The sequence below is a fragment of the Enterococcus sp. DIV0756 genome (genome assembly GCF_051710745.1).
Taxonomy (GTDB): domain Bacteria; phylum Bacillota; class Bacilli; order Lactobacillales; family Enterococcaceae; genus Enterococcus_A.
In genome coordinates this window covers 94,325-112,686 of the sequence record NZ_JBIOLF010000002.1, presented here as the reverse complement: position 1 = coordinate 112,686, position 18,362 = coordinate 94,325, and the positions used below count along the sequence as shown (strand labels likewise).

Here is an 18,362-nt window from a genome sequence, read left to right as displayed (position 1 = left end):
CGCTAAAAAACGTCATGGTTTTTCAAATGATAACTAAAATAATTTGATTTCATTTAACGGCCAAAAGCGTAAAACAACTTTTCCTTGAATCGTAGATTTGTCAACGAAGCCAAAAATCCGACTGTCTTTAGAGATTAAACGGTTATCGCCTAAGACGAAATACTGATTTTTAGGAACCGTTACTTCAAAGTCATTTGTAAAACTTTTAGCATTGGCTGCCTGTTCTTGGAAAGCAGAATTATAGGAATACTCCTCAAAAAGCTTATCTTTTTTGAATTTTTCTTTGAAATCATCCAGATAAGGTTCAGCATATTCTTTGCCGTTGATCGTGAGAACATTATTTTTCATTTCAACATGATCTCCAGGTAAGCCGATGATCCGTTTCACCACATACAAATTTTGATTGTCAGGTTCTTTCGTAGTAATAATATCCTGTCGTTTTAGATTGGATATTTTAGATGTGATTAAACGTTGATTGTCGTGAAGCGTTGGATCCATCGAATGTCCTTCAACCTTTACTGGGGAGAAAACAAACATCCTTGCTAAAAATATTAAAGCTATGATAATGACTACGGGAAGCCATTCTTTGATTATTTTATTCATAGGGTCACCTCATTGCTAGATTTTATCATTCTTCAAAACAAAAAGCTCCTCTTAACCTCCAATTTGGTTAAAAGTTGATTAAGGGTAGAGAAATTTGAGTGATTATGGGAAACTTAGAATACGATATTTAAAAAAGAGCAGTATAGTTAAATACTTTAAAGATGTGCAAAATGACAGACACGTAATAACCGCTTAATTAAAAATGAACTACAATAACTCTGAACAAGGAGCAAGACAATGAAAAAGAATTATCCTGCACCACCGATTTTGCCGAAGATTTTTTCTGAGGATTTCTATTTAGAAGATGAGGCGACCATTGAAGATGTACATGGGATTGATGTTGATTATAGCTATTTAACCTGTGAAAATTTAGTACTGCGGCGTTCGATTTTAGAAAAAATCACGATGCAGCGGACTAAACTGTATCGTTTTGAAGCGAGCAATGTTGTCTTCAAAAATTGTGATTTTTCAAATCTGGAATGGATTGGCGGCAGCTTTCATCAAGTAATTTTTGAAAGCTGCAAACTGACCGGCTGTAATTTTGCGGAGAGCTATTTACGAGATTGTCAGTTTAAGGATTGTGTAATCAATTTTGGTTCATACAGTGCCACGAATTTGAAGAATGTGGCTTTCGAGAATTGTCAAATGACGGATAGTGAGTTCTTTGAGGTCACTTGGAAGCATTTATTTTTGACTAAGAATGATTTGGATAATAGTAACTGGATGCGGACAAAATTATCTGGCTTAGATTTTACCACCAATCAATTTCACAAAATTGCTTTTTCGATGGAACAATTAAAGGGATTAAAAGTCAATTCTTATCAAGCTATAACGATTGCGGCTGGACTAGGCCTGCAAATTGAGGAGGCATAAATGAAACGTGAACAAAAAAATATTCAAGGAATCCCGGTTGTCTGCTGGGGAGAACCAAGTGAGCAAGCAATCCTAGCTTTTCATGGCGACCAATCCCACAAAGAGGATACTGTTATCCAATTGTTAGCAGAAGCAGCCGAGGCAAATGGCTATCAGGTTTGGAGCTTCGATCTGCCAGAACATGGTGAACGAAAAGGGTCTAGTTATCCGTTAAATCCACAAAATGTCGTAGCCGATGCAACTAAAATTTTACTTGAGCTGGAGAAGCAAACAAAGAAACTTTCGTTATTTGGCTGCAGTATTGGCGCTTATTTTGGTATGTTGGCGTGTCAGAATAAACCAATTGAACAATGTCTATTCCTTTCTCCGATTGTTGACATGCAGCAATTAATTGAAAATATGCTGTTTTGGTCGGGATTGACGCCTATTGATCTGCAAAGGGATAAAATAATCGAAACACCAATCAAGACATTGGAGTGGAATTACTACAATTATGTTGTTAAACACCCGATTAATTGGACAGCTCCAACAAAAATTCTTTATGGCGGAAAAGATAACTTGACTTCGAGGACAACAATTGAAAAATTTTTAAAAGCATCCAATAGTTCAATGACAGTTTTTGAAGACGGGGAACATTTTTTCCATACACTAGAACAGTTGGAAGTTTATCAGGACTGGTTGGACAGAATATTTAAAGAAAAGGTTGTGCCAGAAGCGATCAGCTTTAAGAAATAAGAAGGAATTTCCGAAGAAGCAACTTCTGGAGCACCGTTTATTCGGAAAAAGGAACTGTGATAAGACCTTTATCGCAGTTCCTTTTTTATTGTTCCTCGGGTTAAATACCATAAAAAAATTATTATTTCTAGTGAATTTTTAGTAAAGTATTTTATAAGCGATTTTAAAGATAATCTGAAGTATGACGATTTTTTTTGCTATTTACGGATAAAAAAAGTAGTATTCTTTGTGAAAGTAAATATAAGTAAACTTGTTAGGTGAGGCTCCTAAACAAATATAGGCTATTGCGCAGAAACGTCGAAAGACGCCAATGTGTAAAATAGGAATTGTCGGATTAAGGCTTTTCATAAAATAGCTAAGAAGTAATTCTTTACGTTGTTTAGTGCTAAAACTCAGACGATGAGATTGATTGTGTGAGACACCAAACTTGTTAGTATTTTTTTGCTAACGTTTGGTGTTTTTTTAGGTTATTTACTGTGGACTCTCTCGTCTCAAACAATTACTTGATGAAGGGAGAGATATACATGCTAAAAAGAAAAAAGATCGATTGGCTATTGTTACTACCTTATTTGGGAGTTAGTCTAATCGGTCTTTTAATTGTTTTCAGTGCGAGTTCTTATCGCTTGATGGCAGAGGGTGAGAATCCGTTAACATTATTTAGTAAGCAAGCGATTTTTATGGGGCTGAGTTGGTTGCTTATTGCGTTCATTTTTCATGTAAAAAGTCATGTTTTGACAAAGGGAATACTAGCAAAAGGATTGCTAGCGATCGGATTAGTTAGTCTGCTACTGGCAAAAATAGCGGGCGTCAGCATCAATGGTGCACAGAGGTGGGTGTCTATATTAGGAATCCAATTCCAGCCTTCGGAAGTGACAAATGTGGCATTAATTCTTTATTTAGCTTACTTTTTCCGAATAAAACGGACAAGACATGAAATGCTGGTTCCCGGTGGACTTGTCTTGCTTAGTGGATTGTTGATTTTACTCCAACCAAAGGTCACAGGTGCGATCATTATCTGGGGGATCGCTTTGGTAATTATAACTACTGCGCAATTGCCCTATCAATTGTCAGTGATTCTCTTTTTAACGATTTTCCTAGGTATTGCTGTGATAGGAGGAATGATTCTTTTTTTAGGGAGTCATCATCTGTTGCCTGAACTATTCGCTCACACGTATGACCGTATTCGATTAGTTAGAGATCCATTTTTAGATCCCTATGGGAAAGGATTTCAAATGAGTAATTCCTACTACGCCCTTTATAATGGGGGATTTTTCGGACGAGGATTAGGAAATAGTATTACCAAAAAAGGCTACCTTCCAGTCGCCGAAACGGATTTCGTTTATTCGATTTTGGTTGAAGAATTAGGTGTAATTGTTGGATTACTCGTTTTAGCGTTACTTTTTCTGATTGCCCTTCGTTTATTTGTTCTGGCATCGAAGGAAGTAAATCAGCAAGTTAGTTTGATTTATTTCGGCGTGGGAAGTTTACTTTTGCTCCAAACGAGTATCAATATTTCGAGTATTTTGGGTTTGATACCCATGACAGGTGTTCCTTTGCCTTTTATTAGTTATGGTGGAACCAGCTACTTGATTCTTTCTGCCGCTCTGGGTATCTGTTTAAAACTATCTTCGGAGGTCCGAACGCATGATGAAACGATTGAGTAACGAATTTAATTATTCTCTCTTTTTACCGCTTTTCTTATTCTACTTAATTAGTATCGGCGTTCAATCATTAGCAGCTGGACTTGATGGTGTCGATGTGAAAAGTGTGGTGGTCAAACAGATTCTTTTTTGTCTGCTTTCATTAGCTGCGATGGGAATAGTGAGTCGAATAAAAACGGCTTATCTATTAAAATATGCGCCACATTTTTATGTTCTTTCACTGGGATTGATGGCTCTTTTGTATTGGTTTCATGACCCGGCTATGTTTGCAGTGACAAATACGAGACGGTGGCTACGAATCGGAGGGTTTTCTTTTCAGCCTTCAGAATTAATGAAGCTTAGTTTTATTCTCTTCATGGTTCGACTAACCTTAATCGACGAAATGGCACATACACAACAAAGCTTAAGGAATGATCTGCGCTATATTGGGAAAATTTTATTATATAGTTTACCAACGTTTTTACTAATGTTCATGCAACGTGATTTTGGTACAAGTTTAGTGTTTATCGCTATCTTAGGTGCGCTATTTGTTATTTCTGGTGTCCATTGGAAAATTCTTCTCTCAATCACTGGAGCAGTTACCGCTTTAGGAAGTACATTATTAGTTTTGGTGTTTAGTGAATGGGGGAATAAGCTGCTTTATTGGCTACATTTTAAAACCTATCAATTAGATCGAGTTCGAGCGTGGGTCGATCCCTTTCAGTATCGAGATTCCATTGCGTATCAACAAGTACAAAGTCTTTATGCGATCGGTTCAGGCGGATTAGTCGGACGTGGTGCAGGACAAAGCTCTGTTTATGTACCTGTTCGTGAATCGGACATGATTTTTACAGTCATTGGGGAAGGGTTCGGATTTATCGGTGGAACAATGGTTATTTTTCTATATTTCTATTTATTTTATCAAATCCTTTCCGCGGCAATCAAAACCAACAATAAAGCCAATTTATATATTGCTGCGGCATTTGTTTTTAGTCTACTGTTCCAAGTTTTTGAAAATATCGGTGCAGCGATTGGTATTTTGCCACTAACTGGTATCCCATTGCCAATCTTGAGTCAAGGGGGAACTTCCTTAATTGTTCTAGGTATCGGTTTTGGAATCATGATGGGGTTTAAGAAAAATTGAATGGAGAAACAAATATGAATATGCGAAAGACCTTTCTTCTAAGTAGTGCAGGCGCATTGCTTATAGTATTTTTATTTACCATGGCAGTCATCCTGAATGCACCATGGCTGAGTCATTTAGATCATTTATTTATTCAGTATCGATTACCTGATATTTTTGCTGTAACAACGTTTGCGGGCGCAATTGCCAAATTTGCTACAATTGGCCCGATGGTAGGAACATTTGGTGTAATAGGTATTATTCTTCTGCGGAGAAGGCTTAACACGTTGACTGTTTGGTGCCTTGGCAATCTGATTTTTGTAAGTGGAATAGGTTATTTATTGAAACAGCTTATCCAGCGATCACGTCCGGATCAAATACAGTATATTTCACGCTCCTCCTATAGCTTTCCTAGCGGGCATTCACTTTTGATCATGACGTTTATTTGTTCTGTAATGCTAATTTATTATTTTATTGAGAAGAAACCGCCGCTAATGGTAAAGGTGATACTAATTTTCTTACTGATCACAATTGCAGGTGGCAGAATTTATTTAGGGGTTCATTATATTAGCGACATCATCGTCGGTCTCTTTTTGGGTATTGCAATTACACTTGGAACAGCAGGACTTTTTTACCCATATTTGCGACAAATGAATGTAGAAGGAACTAAAAAAAATCGATTCGCAAGGTGGCAAAAGGTGCTGTTGGTCCTCTTGGCAATTTTAGTGGTGCTTGTCTCAGGATTGAGTGTTTTTGCAATGAAACTTTATCATAGTTCACAAAAAACAATCAATTCTATGTATTCTCCCATTGAAAGAAGTAGCCAGAAAAAAGCACCAGAAGCTTCCGAACCCATGAGTATTTTAATTTTAGGGATTGCAAATGATGCGAAAAGAAAAACCGACTTTCGAGCAAATACGATTATGGTGGCTACGTTGAATAATCAAACAAAGCAAACAACGCTAGTAAGTATTCCTCGAGATTCCTTTGTGGAAATCGCGGGTGCTGATTATGAGGACAAGATCAATCACGCACATTCAATCGGCGGACCGGAGATGATGATGGACACGGTTGAAAAATTTTTGTCTATTCCGATCCATCATTATGTCTCAGTCAATATGGACGGATTGCAGACCTTGGTGGATGCGGTCGGAGGGGTCACAGTCGACAATGCTTTTGCTTTTTCAGCTGAAGGAATTGATTATCCCAAAGGAAAACAGCATTTAAATGGTTGGGAAGCGTTACAGTATTCTCGGATGCGTTACGAAGATCCAACTGGAGATTATGGTCGACAAGGAAGGCAACGAGAAGTGATGGAATTGTTGATCAATAAGCTGCTTTCGACCAAAAGTATTTTTAGTTATCAGAAAATATTAGATGGCATTGGAGAAAATGGGAAAACAGATCTGACGTTCAATCAAATGCAAACCATTTTGACCGGCTATCATTCTTGCTTGTCAGAGATCGATAGTCAACAGATTCAGGGGGAAGGTTTTACAGGTGATGGTTTTACTGGGGAAGAGGGGATTTCGTATCAACGCATACCTCAGGAAGAATTAAATCGTGTGAAAAAGCTTTTGCACAAACAATTAGTTTTAGAGGAAAGTGGGCAATGATTTATTTTATTGATTTCATCTATTTGATTTTTAAATAGGGTGGTCTATCCTTTCTGGCTAAAAAATAGTTGCGCTATAATAGCAGAAGAAAGGCGGGAAATTATGCTTAGTCAGATAGGAATATTACTTGTGGTCGGTGTATTAGCTGGCATACTAGGGTCGATCTTAGGGATCGGCGGAGGAATTATTTTAACGCCTTTTTTGACGTTAGTCATGGGATTAGACATTCAATATGCGATTGCTGCCAGCATTGTCTGTGTCATTGCAACAAGCTCTGGTGCAACAATTGCATATTTGAAGGATGATATGTTGAATTTAAGGGTAGCGATGTTTTTAGAAATTGCTACAACGATTGGTGCGATCGTTGGGGCATTGCTTTCGGGGATTGTCCCTACAGGATTCTTGTTCATTCTATTTGGCGGTTTTTTGCTGTTTTCCGTGATGAATATGATTCAGAAATTACGAGGTAAAACAGATAAAACAATTATCAAATCGGCGGGGGATTCGTTGGCTGAAAAGTTGAAACTGAATGGTTCATACTATGATAAGGTGCTGGAGAAGCAAATTGACTATCAGGTAGAAAAAGTGCCGGGCGGGTTTGCTATGATGTTTGGCGCTGGAATTGCTTCAGGTCTTTTGGGTATCGGTAGTGGTGTTTTTAAGGTAACGGCGATGGACACCATCATGAAAATACCTTTAAAGCCATCAAGTGCTACGAGTAATTTAATGATGGGTGTGACCGCTGCGGCTTCCGCGATGGTTTACTTTTTCAGTGGGGCGATCTTACCGCAAATCGCAGCGCCGTTAGCTTTAGGTGTGTTAGTCGGGGCAACCATTGGCTCTCGGATCATGACACGATTAAAACCAATGGTAATTCGAATGATCTTTATTCCAATTTTATTGTTTATGGGACTTCAAATGGTCCTTCGTGGATTCGGGGTGATCATCTAATGGACAACAAGGAAGAAATGTTGAAGATTGAGCGCTCCATTGGTTACATTTTAAGGATCGGGGTCATTGTCTCTGCCGTAATTATACTGATAGGAATGGTTCTATTATTTTTCCAACCAACGACTAACCAAGTACCGAGTAGCTTAGAGTTGATTTTTAACGGGATACTTCAGTTGAATGGGGAAGCGTTTATTGTGCTAGGGCTGTTTTGTCTGATTTTGACCCCAGTATTGCGAGTTGTGGTATCGATTTTTGCTTTTGGGAAGGAAAAGGATTATCTGTATGTCATAATTACCCTGATTGTTCTGGTTATTTTAGTGATTGGGATGAGTCTTGGTTTGGTTGAAAAATAAATAGTAAAAAATCCGATCAACAACACTTGTTGGTCGGATTTTTTTTAACTTTTTCGTGTTAATATCTGAGTGGTCAAGCGCTCTAAATTTTCTTTTGTGTTGAAATAGTTCTCAGGTAATTTTCGGATATCCTTTAGTGCTTGCTCAGTATACTCTGTTGCTAGCTGCTTCGCGTAGTCCACACCACCTGATTCTGTAACCAATTGCTGAACTTTCAGAGTATCTTCAGCGGTCATGTGCTTTTGTTTTTCTAAGTAAGGACGTAATTGACTATTATCTTGATTGAGTGCATAAATCAACGGCAGGGAATAAACGCCTTGGCGAACGTCCTCTAAGACCGGTTTACCTAATGTTGCAGCATCTGCTTGATAATCCAATAAATCATCCATGATCTGGAAAGCAATGCCGATATTTTGTCCAATCAGACCAGCTTTTTTGGCAAAGCGTTCACTATTGCCGCTTTCAAAGGCACCGACAGAACAGCTCAGGGCAAAAAGCTCAGCTGTTTTTCCTGAAATGTTTTCTAAGTATTCATCCACGGTTTGATCAAGTTTGTAGCGGTCATCCATTTGACCCAATTCACCATCGAGAATTTTTTCCATACTGCGAGAATTCAGCTGCAAGCTTTTTAACGACGTTGAGTAATCGGACAATAATTTAAAACAGCAAATAAACAAATAATCACCAGCATAAACGGCGGTATCGTTACCAAAGGTAGAACGAATCGTTGGTAATCCGCGCCGTAATTCAGATTCATCCACGATATCATCATGAATTAGAGTAGCTGTGTGAAGCATTTCGATCGAAGCCGCTAATGCAGTAGCTTTTTTTTCGTCTTGGTCTGGCCCGAACTGAGCAAATAAAAGCTGATAAGCAGGGCGCAATAGTTTGCCGCCTGCGTGGATCATATCCAACACAGCAGATTCAACCTTTTTATTTTTTAATTTCACCACGTCTTCCATTAAATGGAGCGTAGTGGTCAGTTGTTTGGCAAGATCCGGATAATCTTGCCACATGGAGTGAAGTTTCATTTTGGCTATCCTTCTAATCCTTTTTCAGATTTTTTTTCGATTCATAATCCAATTGGAATTTTTGCAGAGCCCGCACGTGCACTAGCAAATAATTGCCTGCGATTCCAATAACGATACCAGCAAGAATGCCAAGCAGGGACATGACTGGTAAGTAAAGCATGACCGTCCAAGATTGCGCGATCCAACTGGCAACGATAAGCTGCCCCACGTTATGCAGGAAACCGCCGGCAGCACTGATGCCGATGATACTGACGCGTTTAGGTCCGAGACTTTTTACCAAAAGCATCCCGAAATAGCTCAACAGGGAACCACTCATACTATACAAAAAAGTCGAGACCGTTCCACCTAGGAGAGTTGTCAAAATCAGCCGCATCCAAATTAAACGAAAGCTGTCTCTTTTGGGCATCGTAAAAATCGCGATAATGGTAATTAAATTGGCGAGTCCCAATTTAGCTCCCGGCGCAAAGGCGAAAGGCGATGGGAACATATTCTCAATCAGGCCCAGAATGACACCTTGGGCAACTAGGAGTGCTATGTAGATTAATTTTTGTGTTTTATTCATAGTGAAAGCAGCTAATAAATGACACTGCCGGGTTCCCCTCCGTCTGAGGATTTAATTTCAATGAGTAATTTGTGAGGCAGACAAACGATTGTTTCGCCAGATTGTTTAATCCAACCACGACGTACACAGATTTGATCACCGCAATTTGCTTCTTTAATTCTGATACGACCGTCTTTGACTTCAATCAAGTTATAATCACCGTCTGAATCTTCGTAGCGATAGGTGTAGCCTTTTGAGCTATCAGAAAGATCAAAGGTCTTGATCTTTTTTCCGTCGACTGAAAGAATGGCCTCTTGCATCGGACTAGCAGTCCGATTGAGACTGAAAACGATGATAGGAGCAAAGGATAGTACGATCAAAATGAGTACGATGATGCCGTCCCAAGGTCGCAGCAGACTATTTTTTGCAAAATCCTTCAGCTTCAAAGTTTCCACCTCATTTATTTTTTTGATAATTTTATAGTAAACGTGTGAATCTTTTTCTTATCATAACATAAAGAAAGTTCTAAAGAGGGAATTAAGCCCTTTAGAACTTTCCGTCAATATTCGTCAAATGCTGTTGACTATTTTTTTCCGTAGATTGATCTTGGTGTTCCATACCACCATCTGCCAACCGTGCGTTGGATCCATGGAATTACCCAGCGATCAAGCCCTAGAGCTCGACCAGAACCGTTCATTAAAGCAAAGGCCACAAAGATAAACCAGATGTTGACCCAGTAGAACATACCGGATAGACAGAAGACAACCGTCAAGCCGATAGTTGCTGCACTAGCTAACCATGTAAATAGACCAAAGATCAAGGCTAAAGCAATCCCAATTTCAACAAAGGTCATGAATTTTTGCATAAATAAAGCAACGTCTCTATTCGGCATCATGAATTCCATGATATTTGAAAACCAGTGAGGCATTTTTTCAAAGACCGGCATTGGATTTTCACCAAAGGCATAGCTAAAACCAAAATGTGTTACGGTAGTAGCCGCATCTGTAGCTCCTCCAGCAGCGCCAGTAGCTGCTGTTGTTGCTTCAGCCGCATGTGATCCAGCTGCGGAAGCCCCTGTAGTTACTTGTTCTTGTAACCAAGGGAAAGGGAAGACTACTTTATCTGTAAACCACGAACCACTGCCGAACCACGAACTTGGATTCAAATAACTGCCATCACCAACGATTTTTTTCGAAGATTCAATCAACCACATCGAACCATAGAAAACCCGTAATGGTACACTCCATAGGACATTACCATAACGAGAAGAATGTCCGCGAGTTACGTTGCGGTCGTTCTTGATATGGAAAAACTCGTGCATCATGTATTGGAACATATAGTAGCCTGAACGAATCGTAAAGAAATACAACAGGTTGACCAGATGCTTCACTACGATTGCTAAAAAGCCAGATAGATGGATCTTGTCCATCAAATTAGCAACGCCCCATTTAGAACCAATAGAAACCATAAATCCTTGATAATTACTCTTGAATTCGTGTTTCGGGGTGTTTTTGATTTTGGCAACGATATTTGCTGCTGCAGTATGTCCAGTTTGCTCAGCAGCTTGGACAATTTGTGGTGTTGGCTTGCCATCGTTGTTTTCTTCATAATGAACCAAGTCGCCGATAATGTAGATATCTTTATCTTCATAGCCCTTTGCCTGCATGTATTCATTAGCATACAAACGTTGACCGCGGGCAGTTTCTAAACCAAAATCAGCCGCATCGGAGGTTCCCTTTACACCAGCAGTCCAGATCAATGTGTTGGTAGGGATTTGTGACCCATCTTTTAAGACAATATGATCCGCTGTTACTTCAGTGATTGGCGCTCCTTTTTTCAGTTGAATACCTTTCTTCATCATGAAGCGCTCTGCTTTTTCCGCATCTTTACGGTCGAGCATGTTCAAGATGGTAGGAAGGGCTTCCACGACCATCAAAGTAAATTCTTCTGGACGCAATTTATGTTCCTTCGCTAAAACATTCTTCCATTCCATCAGTTCACCGATCATTTCGATTCCAGTGAAACCAGAACCACAGACTACGAAAGTCAACATTGCGCGACGAGTCGCTTCATCTGGCTCAAGCGCAGCCTTCGCGACAGTATCTTCAATATGTTTTCTGATTTTGATCGCGTCTTCCATTGACCATAAGGTAAAGCCGTGCTCTTTAACACCCGGTGTACCAAAATCATTTGGTTCGCCCCCCATACCGATGATCAGTTGATCAAAGGGGTACTTGCCTAATTTTGTTTTGACAATTTTTTTCTCTTTATCGATACCGATAACAGTGTCAGTAACTAATGAAACATTTTTTTGACGAGCAAACAAACGTTGCAAGTCGTATTGAACCGCTTCTGGTTCAACACGTCCACCAGCTACTTCATGTAATTCGGTCATCATTGTATGGTAAGAGTGACGATCGATCAACGTGATTTCAACGTCATCTTTTTTTAACTTTTTGGCCATGAACTTCGTTGCTGAAACACCTGCATACCCTGCACCCACAACAACAATTTTCTGTTTTGCCATTGATAATCCGCTCCTTTTAAATGATAATGACTGCACAATTATGAAGAAATGATAATACCTGAACAATCGAATATATTATACATATAGTTCATTTCTTTGTCTATAAGAACTATTCTAAGGTAATAATAATGGTTTTCTAACAAAATGATTAGAAAAAAGCGATTATATTTAAAAAGCATTGTACAAAATTAAACGAGTGATTTAGAATGATTTTGTTTAAAGAATCACAAAAATTAATAAAGGTGGAGTTTTATCATGAAAATGAAAAAAATAGTATCAGGATTTGCTGTGGTAGCATTCTCAACACTAGCTTTAGCTGCGTGCGGTGGAAACAACGATAAGGACACAGCGGCAAGTTCTTCAACAAGCTCTTCGGAAGCTGCTAAACCTGCTGAAAAGGAAGCTGGGGCTGATTTAAAAGACGGCACTTACAAACTTGAAGAAAAGAATTACGCGAACGGCTATCGTGTGGTTTTCGACATGACGGTTAAAGACGGAAAAATCACGAAATCTAACTATGATTATTTAAATGAAGACGGCAAATCTAAAAAAGACGATGCCGATTACGAAAAGAATATGAAGGAAAAAACCAAAACAGGTCCTAAAGAATATATTCCAGAATTGAATAAATCTTTAGAACAAACACAAAATCCAGATGCTGTTGAAGTAGTAACAGGTGCGACACATTCAAGTGAAAACTTCAAAAACTATTCTCAACAATTAGTTCAAGCAGCTCAAGCTGGAGATACAAAAACAATTGAAATCGATAATGGTGCTGATTTGAAAGACGGTACTTACAAGTTAGAAGAAAAGAACTATTCAAATGGTTACCGTACAGTTTTCAGCATGACTGTCGCTGGCGGAAAAATTACAGAATCTAACTTTGATATGGTAGACAAAGACGGCAAATCTAAAAAAGACGATGCCGACTACGAAAAGAACATGAAAGCCAAAAGCGGTGTTGGACCAAAAGAATACATTGAACAATTAAACAAAGGTTTAGTTGAAAAAGGCGCTCCTGCAGACGTTGAAGTAGTAACAGGTGCGACTCATTCTTCACATGCTTTCCAAACATACGCTGCACAATTAGTGAATGCTGCTGAAAAAGGTAACACAGCAACAATCCAAGTAGATAACATTGTAACGAAAAAATAATTCCTTTATTTTAGGGAATCTTAGAAGAGCTGGGGTTTCCCCAGCTCTTTTTTGCTAGTTTTGCTTTGGCAGTTTATGTGAATCAAGGTCAGGTTAACAGAGGATAGTAAGAAAAACGGTTGAACTGTTTAGCAAAATAGTATGCGTGACGAAAATCCGACTCATTTTTCAAGGGTTTGGAAAAATGATTTCATTCAAATGAGGTAGCTTCAGTCCAACTTTTCGCAATTATAAATCAATAGTAGATTGAAAAAATTTTTAATCTTTAAAGTAATAGTAAAATGATAGGCAATCATGAAAGATTTCCCAAAATACTTTGAAAGTATCGTCAAACACGCTATGATAAGGTGATAAAAATTTGAATAAAAAGGAAGTAGCGAAGTGAAGAAAAGAACAGTGTTTTTGGTTTTAGGGTTTTTATTAATTCTTCTGACTGCTTGCGGCAGCAATAAGCCAAAGATTAATGAGAAACCATATGAAGATAAACAATTTTTAATGGGTACATATGTCCAGATGCGCATTTACGATGATGGGAAAAAAGCCGCACTGAAGCCCGCTTTTCAGCGCGTGAAGGAGTTGGCGGATAAAATCACAGTTAATCAGGATGGCTCAGAGATTGATGCCATCAATCAGGCGGCTAGAGTGAAGCCGGTCAAAGTTACTGATGACATGTATTATTTATTGAAGGAAGCCTACAAATATAGTCAAGACTCAAAGGGCGGCTTCGATATGGCGATTGGATCGATCACGTCCTTATGGCGGATCGGTTTTCCTGATGCTCGTAAGCCGGAGCAAAGTGAAATTGATCAGGCGTTGAAATTGGTAAACTATCATGACGTTGAATTTAACGATTCAGATAAGACTGTGTATTTAAAAGAAAAAGGGATGAAGCTGGACTTGGGAGCAATTGCCAAAGGCTACATCACTGATGAAGTTGTCAAGGTATTGAAGGAAAATGATGTAACGACAGCGATCATTGACCTCGGAGGAAACGTATATGTCATGGGACACAGTCCTCGTGGAAATCAAAAGGAAGACTGGACTGTCGGCATTCAGGATCCAAATCAAGCGCGCAACGTTGTCTTGGGTAGTGTCCCCGAAAGTAACATGTCACTAGTTACATCTGGGATCTATGAACGTTATCTAGAAGTTGATGGCAAAACCTATCATCATTTGTTCAATCCTAAGACTGGTTATCCTTTTGATAACGACATCGCCGGAGTAACAATTGTTTCAAAAAAATCAATTGACGGTGACGGCCTATCTACCGCAGTCTTTTCGATGGGTGTCAAAGAGGGAATGAAATACGTAGAGGGCCTAAAGGATACAGAAGCGATCTTTGTTACGCGAGACGATAAGGTTTATGTCACATCTGGATTGAAGGATGTTTTTGAGTTAAATAAAGAGGCTGGATATAAGATGGGCAACGATAAGGATTTGAAATAAATGACAAGAGAAAGCTTTTTTGACTTAGTTGAAATCCGCACAAAATTAGCGAGCTTATTTCCCTTTTTGATTGCGGTGTTGTTTACCAACACATATTTTCATTCCTTCCATTGGGGGAAGACACTCTTTTTCTTCTTTGGAATGCTTGCTTTTGATATGGCGACGACAGCGATCAATAATTATATGGATTTCCGTAAGGCTCGTTCGGAAGAGTATAAATACCAAGAAAATGTTATTGGAAAGGAGCAGCTTTCAGAGCGTACGGTTGTGCGGATTATTTTTGGCCTGATTGGTTTTTCAGCAATCGTCGGGATTACTTTGGCGATTCAAACCGGCTGGCTGCTGCTGTTAATGGGCTGTGCCTGTTGTTTTATCGGAGTCTTTTATACTTTTGGGCCGATTCCATTGTCTCGGATGCCTTTAGGGGAAGTCTTCAGCGGGGTGACTATGGGGTTAGGAATCTTTGCGATCACGATTTATTTGAACACATATGATAAAAAACTTTTTTTTATGGAGCTTGACTTGAAGCATTTTGCGATTACCGGAAGCACGACGGCCGCGCTTGCTGTTGTCTGGGCTTCAATCCCCTTGATCGCTACGATCGCGAACATCATGCTAGCGAATAATCTTTGTGATCTGGAGCAGGACATTGAAAACCACCGCTACACATTACCGTTTTATTTAGGGAAAAAGAATGCAGTAATCTTGTTCAATCTTTTAATGTACAGTTCATATGCTGCAATCGTAATTGGCTTGATCGCAGGAATTTATCGTTGGCCAATTTTATTGACCTTCTTGAGTTTGATAAAGGTTTTTCCGCAAACCAAGGCGTTTACTGTGGAACAAATCAAAAGGAAGACCTTTGTAATGTCGATTAAAAACCTAGTTGCTTTTAATAGTAGCTATGCACTAGGTTTGTTTATAACATTACTTTGGGAATTTATTCGTTAAGTTAGAAACATCCCGCCGCATAAGCGACTTTTAGGCGGGATTGTTTTATGGAAAATAGATTAATACTAAGAATCAACGAATCAATGAGGGGGAACTCATGGATAATAGGAAGAGGCTAGAGGCCGCTCAGAAAAAAATGACCAAAGAACATTTCTTTGAGCTTGTGCAAATACGTACAAAGTTTGCGGGGATCTTTCCCTTTGTGATTGCCGTTTTATTTACTAACACGTACTTTCATTCTTTTCATCCAGGAAAAACACTCTTTTTCTTTTTCGGTATGTTCGCTTTTGATTTGGCGATCACTGCTATTAATAACTATATGGATTTTAAAAAAGCCCATTCTGAGAAATACAAATACGAAGAGAATCTGATTGGCCGAGAAAATTTATCAGAAAAACAAATTCAGCGTTTGATTATTGGATTAGTTGGTTTTGCTGCAATTATCGGATTGATTTTGGTGGTGCAAACGGGTTGGATGCTATTGCCGATGGGTGCGGCGTGCTTTTTTGTCGGTGTCTTTTATACATATGGACCGATCCCGCTTTCGCGCATGCCTTTAGGTGAGATTTTCAGCGGAGTAACCGAAGGGCTAGGAATTTTCGCTATTACAATTTATTTGAACACATACAATCAACGACTTTTCTATATGGAGCTAGATTTCAATCATTTTGCCATAACTGGAAATACTATGGCGGTATTGGCAGTTATTTGGGCGGCTCTACCCCTAATGTTGACGATTGCCAATATCATGCTGGCAAATAATATCAGTGATCTGGCTCAGGATATCGATAATCATCGTTACACATTGCCTTTCTATATTGGTCGGAAAGGAAGCGTAAAATTATTTAATATCTTGATGTATAGTTGCTACGGAGTAATTCTGATCGGTTTGCTGGCAAGCATTTATCAGTGGCCGATTTTGCTGACTTTTGTTAGTTTAATAAAGGTGATCCCGCAAACGCGAATTTTTACGAAGGAACAAATTAAACACAAAACCTTTCCAATGGCGGTAGAAAATCTGATTGTGTTCAATAGCTGTTATGCAGTTGGGCTACTGGTAACAATGATTCTACAGCTTATATAATAGAAGAAAAACCGGTGATCCGAATGAAGTGCCCCCCAAAAAGGTTAGACCAAAATCTAACTCTTGGGGGGCACTTCAGGAATCTCCGGTTTTTCTTTTAACCTATTTGGATCAGAAAAATGATCAAGCTAATCAAACCTAATCCTGTAACGATCGAAAAGAGAAGCTTGTCTCGTCTAGTAGTAAAGACGGGTCGATGATACGTGTGGCTGTTCCACAACCAGAAGACGAAGCCCAATGCATAAATACCGATACAATAAAGCAGGTTTAAAATGCCAGATGAGTACAGCATGTAAAGGCCATAAATAATTCCACCGATAGCTAAAAACTGCTGTCCATTATGTTTTTTTCTCTTAGCGATCTGCCATAAGAATGCGGCAGATAAAACGTAAGGAACAAGGACCATCGTTGTAGCCGTGTCAGTTACAGCTTGGAAAGCGTCCATCGCCCAGCGGGAGATTATGAAGACGATTTGCATGATAACCCCATTTAATATTAAGGCGTTTACTGGCGCATTTTGCTTGTTGGCTTTTCCTAGGAATGCTGGGAACATTTTATCCTGTGCTGCATCAAATGAAATCTCTGCAGCTAAGATCGTCCAAGAAATCCAAGCCCCTAGAACGGAAATAATCACGCCAATATCGATCATACTGCCAGCCCAAGCACCAGAAGAAGCCCGTAAAACACCGCTTAATGAGGGACTCGGTAGATTGGCTAGTTGTTCCTGTGGCAACGAACCAAAACTTAGCATCACGATTAACACATAGATTGCCAAGGTAGTTGCGTAACCAATCAGGGTTGCTCGACCAACGTCACGAGCACGCTTCGCTCGTCCGGATAAAACAACGGCTCCTTCGATACCAACGAAGACCCACATCGTTTGCAACATGGCGTGACGAATTTGGGTCGGCACGGATCCTAATTGCTTCCCGTTAAGCATTAAGTTCTTCGCAAAAACATCCATTGAAAAGGTATGGTATTTGAAGTGGATAAATAAGAGAAAAATAGCCATTAAAATCGGCACGACTTTGGCGCTAGTAGCGATCGTATTTAAAATACTAGCTGTCCGAATTCCGCGAGCGACTAAAAAGATGACGCCCCAAATCATGAAGGTACCTAAAAACAAGCCAATCTGTCCACCGGAACCGCCAATAGAAGGAATAAACTTACTCAAGGCATCTAAAAATAGAATGACAAAAGAAACATTTCCAATAATGTTACTTAGCCAATAGCCCCAAGCGGAGTTAAAGCCAATATAATCGCCAAAACCGTCTTTTGCATAGTAATAGATGCCGCCGATAATCTCAGGCTCTTCCTTTGAGAGAGTCTGAAAAACCTTGGCGATAAAAAAAACGCCAACTCCAGTAATTAACCAGGCAAGTAAAGAAGCGATGACGCCGGCTGATTGAGAAATACTGCTGGGCAAATTAAAAACGCCTCCACCCAACATTGAACCAATTACGATCATACTTAACCCTAATAAGCTCAATTCTTTCGTATGGTTATCAGGTAGTTGATTCTGTTCCATAAAAAATTACTCCTACTTCGTATTTATGTGTTTTTTGTCTAAAGTTAGGTTGACTATTTTTCCAGCCAAGCTGGAGGTGATAAATGCCGTATAGATAACTTAAGACACACTCTTTCTATCTAAGCACATTTAATTAAAAATAACCATAAGGAGAAGATAAATCTAATTAGTTTTTAGTTTAGAAGCTTTCCATTATTCTTTCATG

17 protein-coding genes and 1 riboswitch are annotated in these 18,362 nt (G+C 39.2%); of the genes, 11 read left to right on the top strand and 6 right to left on the bottom strand.

Annotated elements, in window-relative coordinates:
* Positions 1-33: 33 nt before the first annotated feature.
* Positions 34-603, bottom strand: a complete 570-nt coding sequence (gene lepB / locus IGI44_RS16890; RefSeq protein WP_438789111.1) for a signal peptidase I — start codon at positions 601-603, stop codon at positions 34-36.
* 237 nt (positions 604-840) lie between these two features.
* On the opposite strand from lepB, the gene IGI44_RS16885 reads away from it, so the two are divergent.
* The 7 genes from IGI44_RS16885 (at position 841) to IGI44_RS16855 (ending at position 7,894) form a co-directional block, all read left to right on the top strand.
* On the top strand, positions 841-1,476 hold the full coding sequence (locus tag IGI44_RS16885) for a pentapeptide repeat-containing protein (protein WP_438789110.1): 636 nt from the start codon (positions 841-843) through the stop codon (positions 1,474-1,476).
* Complete coding sequence (locus IGI44_RS16880; protein ID WP_438789109.1) at positions 1,477-2,211, top strand: alpha/beta hydrolase; 735 nt, start codon at positions 1,477-1,479, stop codon at positions 2,209-2,211. It begins immediately after the preceding gene.
* 242 nt (positions 2,212-2,453) lie between these two features.
* Positions 2,454-2,622: riboswitch (M-box (ykoK) riboswitch) on the top strand.
* A gap of 113 nt (positions 2,623-2,735) precedes the next feature.
* Positions 2,736-3,875, top strand: coding sequence for an FtsW/RodA/SpoVE family cell cycle protein (locus tag IGI44_RS16875; RefSeq protein ID WP_438789108.1), 1,140 nt, complete (start codon positions 2,736-2,738; stop codon positions 3,873-3,875).
* Positions 3,856-4,995, top strand: a complete 1,140-nt coding sequence (locus IGI44_RS16870) for an FtsW/RodA/SpoVE family cell cycle protein (protein WP_438789107.1) — start codon at positions 3,856-3,858, stop codon at positions 4,993-4,995. Before IGI44_RS16875 ends, IGI44_RS16870 begins: the two co-directional genes overlap by 20 nt.
* Before the next feature lie 14 nt (positions 4,996-5,009).
* On the top strand, positions 5,010-6,590 hold the full coding sequence (locus IGI44_RS16865) for a phosphatase PAP2/LCP family protein (RefSeq protein WP_438789106.1): 1,581 nt from the start codon (positions 5,010-5,012) through the stop codon (positions 6,588-6,590).
* Between the two features lie 102 nt (positions 6,591-6,692).
* Positions 6,693-7,541: a sulfite exporter TauE/SafE family protein gene (locus IGI44_RS16860; protein WP_438789105.1), complete on the top strand. Its 849-nt coding sequence runs from the start codon at positions 6,693-6,695 to the stop codon at positions 7,539-7,541.
* A complete protein-coding gene (locus tag IGI44_RS16855) occupies positions 7,541-7,894 on the top strand; it encodes a DUF1634 domain-containing protein (protein ID WP_438789104.1) in 354 nt (117 codons plus the stop codon). The genes IGI44_RS16860 and IGI44_RS16855 overlap by 1 nt, the downstream gene beginning before the upstream one ends.
* A gap of 44 nt (positions 7,895-7,938) precedes the next feature.
* Here the strand turns inward: IGI44_RS16855 and IGI44_RS16850 are convergent, their stop codons facing one another.
* The 4 genes from IGI44_RS16850 to IGI44_RS16835 form a co-directional block, all read right to left on the bottom strand.
* The gene (locus tag IGI44_RS16850; RefSeq protein ID WP_438789103.1) at positions 7,939-8,925 is read right to left on the bottom strand and encodes a polyprenyl synthetase family protein; all 987 of its coding nucleotides are present in this window, start codon (positions 8,923-8,925) and stop codon (positions 7,939-7,941) included.
* 13 nt (positions 8,926-8,938) lie between these two features.
* Positions 8,939-9,487, bottom strand: coding sequence for a Gx transporter family protein (locus IGI44_RS16845; RefSeq protein ID WP_438789102.1), 549 nt, complete (start codon positions 9,485-9,487; stop codon positions 8,939-8,941).
* A gap of 11 nt (positions 9,488-9,498) precedes the next feature.
* On the bottom strand, positions 9,499-9,912 hold the full coding sequence (locus IGI44_RS16840) for a NusG domain II-containing protein (RefSeq protein ID WP_438789101.1): 414 nt from the start codon (positions 9,910-9,912) through the stop codon (positions 9,499-9,501).
* A gap of 137 nt (positions 9,913-10,049) precedes the next feature.
* Complete coding sequence (locus IGI44_RS16835) at positions 10,050-11,993, bottom strand: FAD-dependent oxidoreductase (RefSeq protein ID WP_438789100.1); 1,944 nt, start codon at positions 11,991-11,993, stop codon at positions 10,050-10,052.
* Positions 11,994-12,248: 255 nt separating this feature from the next.
* Between IGI44_RS16835 and pplA the strand changes: the two genes are divergently transcribed.
* The 4 genes from pplA to menA (IGI44_RS16815) all read left to right on the top strand — a co-directional run bounded on the left by pplA (position 12,249) and on the right by menA (IGI44_RS16815) (position 16,629).
* The gene (pplA, locus tag IGI44_RS16830) at positions 12,249-13,148 is read left to right on the top strand and encodes an extracellular electron transfer flavoprotein PplA (protein WP_438789099.1); all 900 of its coding nucleotides are present in this window, start codon (positions 12,249-12,251) and stop codon (positions 13,146-13,148) included.
* A 381-nt stretch (positions 13,149-13,529) separates the two neighbouring features.
* Complete coding sequence (locus IGI44_RS16825; protein ID WP_438789098.1) at positions 13,530-14,594, top strand: FAD:protein FMN transferase; 1,065 nt, start codon at positions 13,530-13,532, stop codon at positions 14,592-14,594.
* Positions 14,595-15,545: a 1,4-dihydroxy-2-naphthoate polyprenyltransferase gene (menA, locus tag IGI44_RS16820; protein WP_438789097.1), complete on the top strand. Its 951-nt coding sequence runs from the start codon at positions 14,595-14,597 to the stop codon at positions 15,543-15,545.
* 97 nt (positions 15,546-15,642) lie between these two features.
* Entirely contained in the window at positions 15,643-16,629 is a 987-nt protein-coding gene (gene menA / locus IGI44_RS16815) for a 1,4-dihydroxy-2-naphthoate polyprenyltransferase (RefSeq protein WP_438789096.1), read from the top strand.
* 97 nt (positions 16,630-16,726) lie between these two features.
* Here the strand turns inward: menA (IGI44_RS16815) and IGI44_RS16810 are convergent, their stop codons facing one another.
* The gene (locus IGI44_RS16810; RefSeq protein ID WP_438789095.1) at positions 16,727-18,157 is read right to left on the bottom strand and encodes a basic amino acid/polyamine antiporter; all 1,431 of its coding nucleotides are present in this window, start codon (positions 18,155-18,157) and stop codon (positions 16,727-16,729) included.
* Positions 18,158-18,362: the final 205 nt, after the last annotated feature.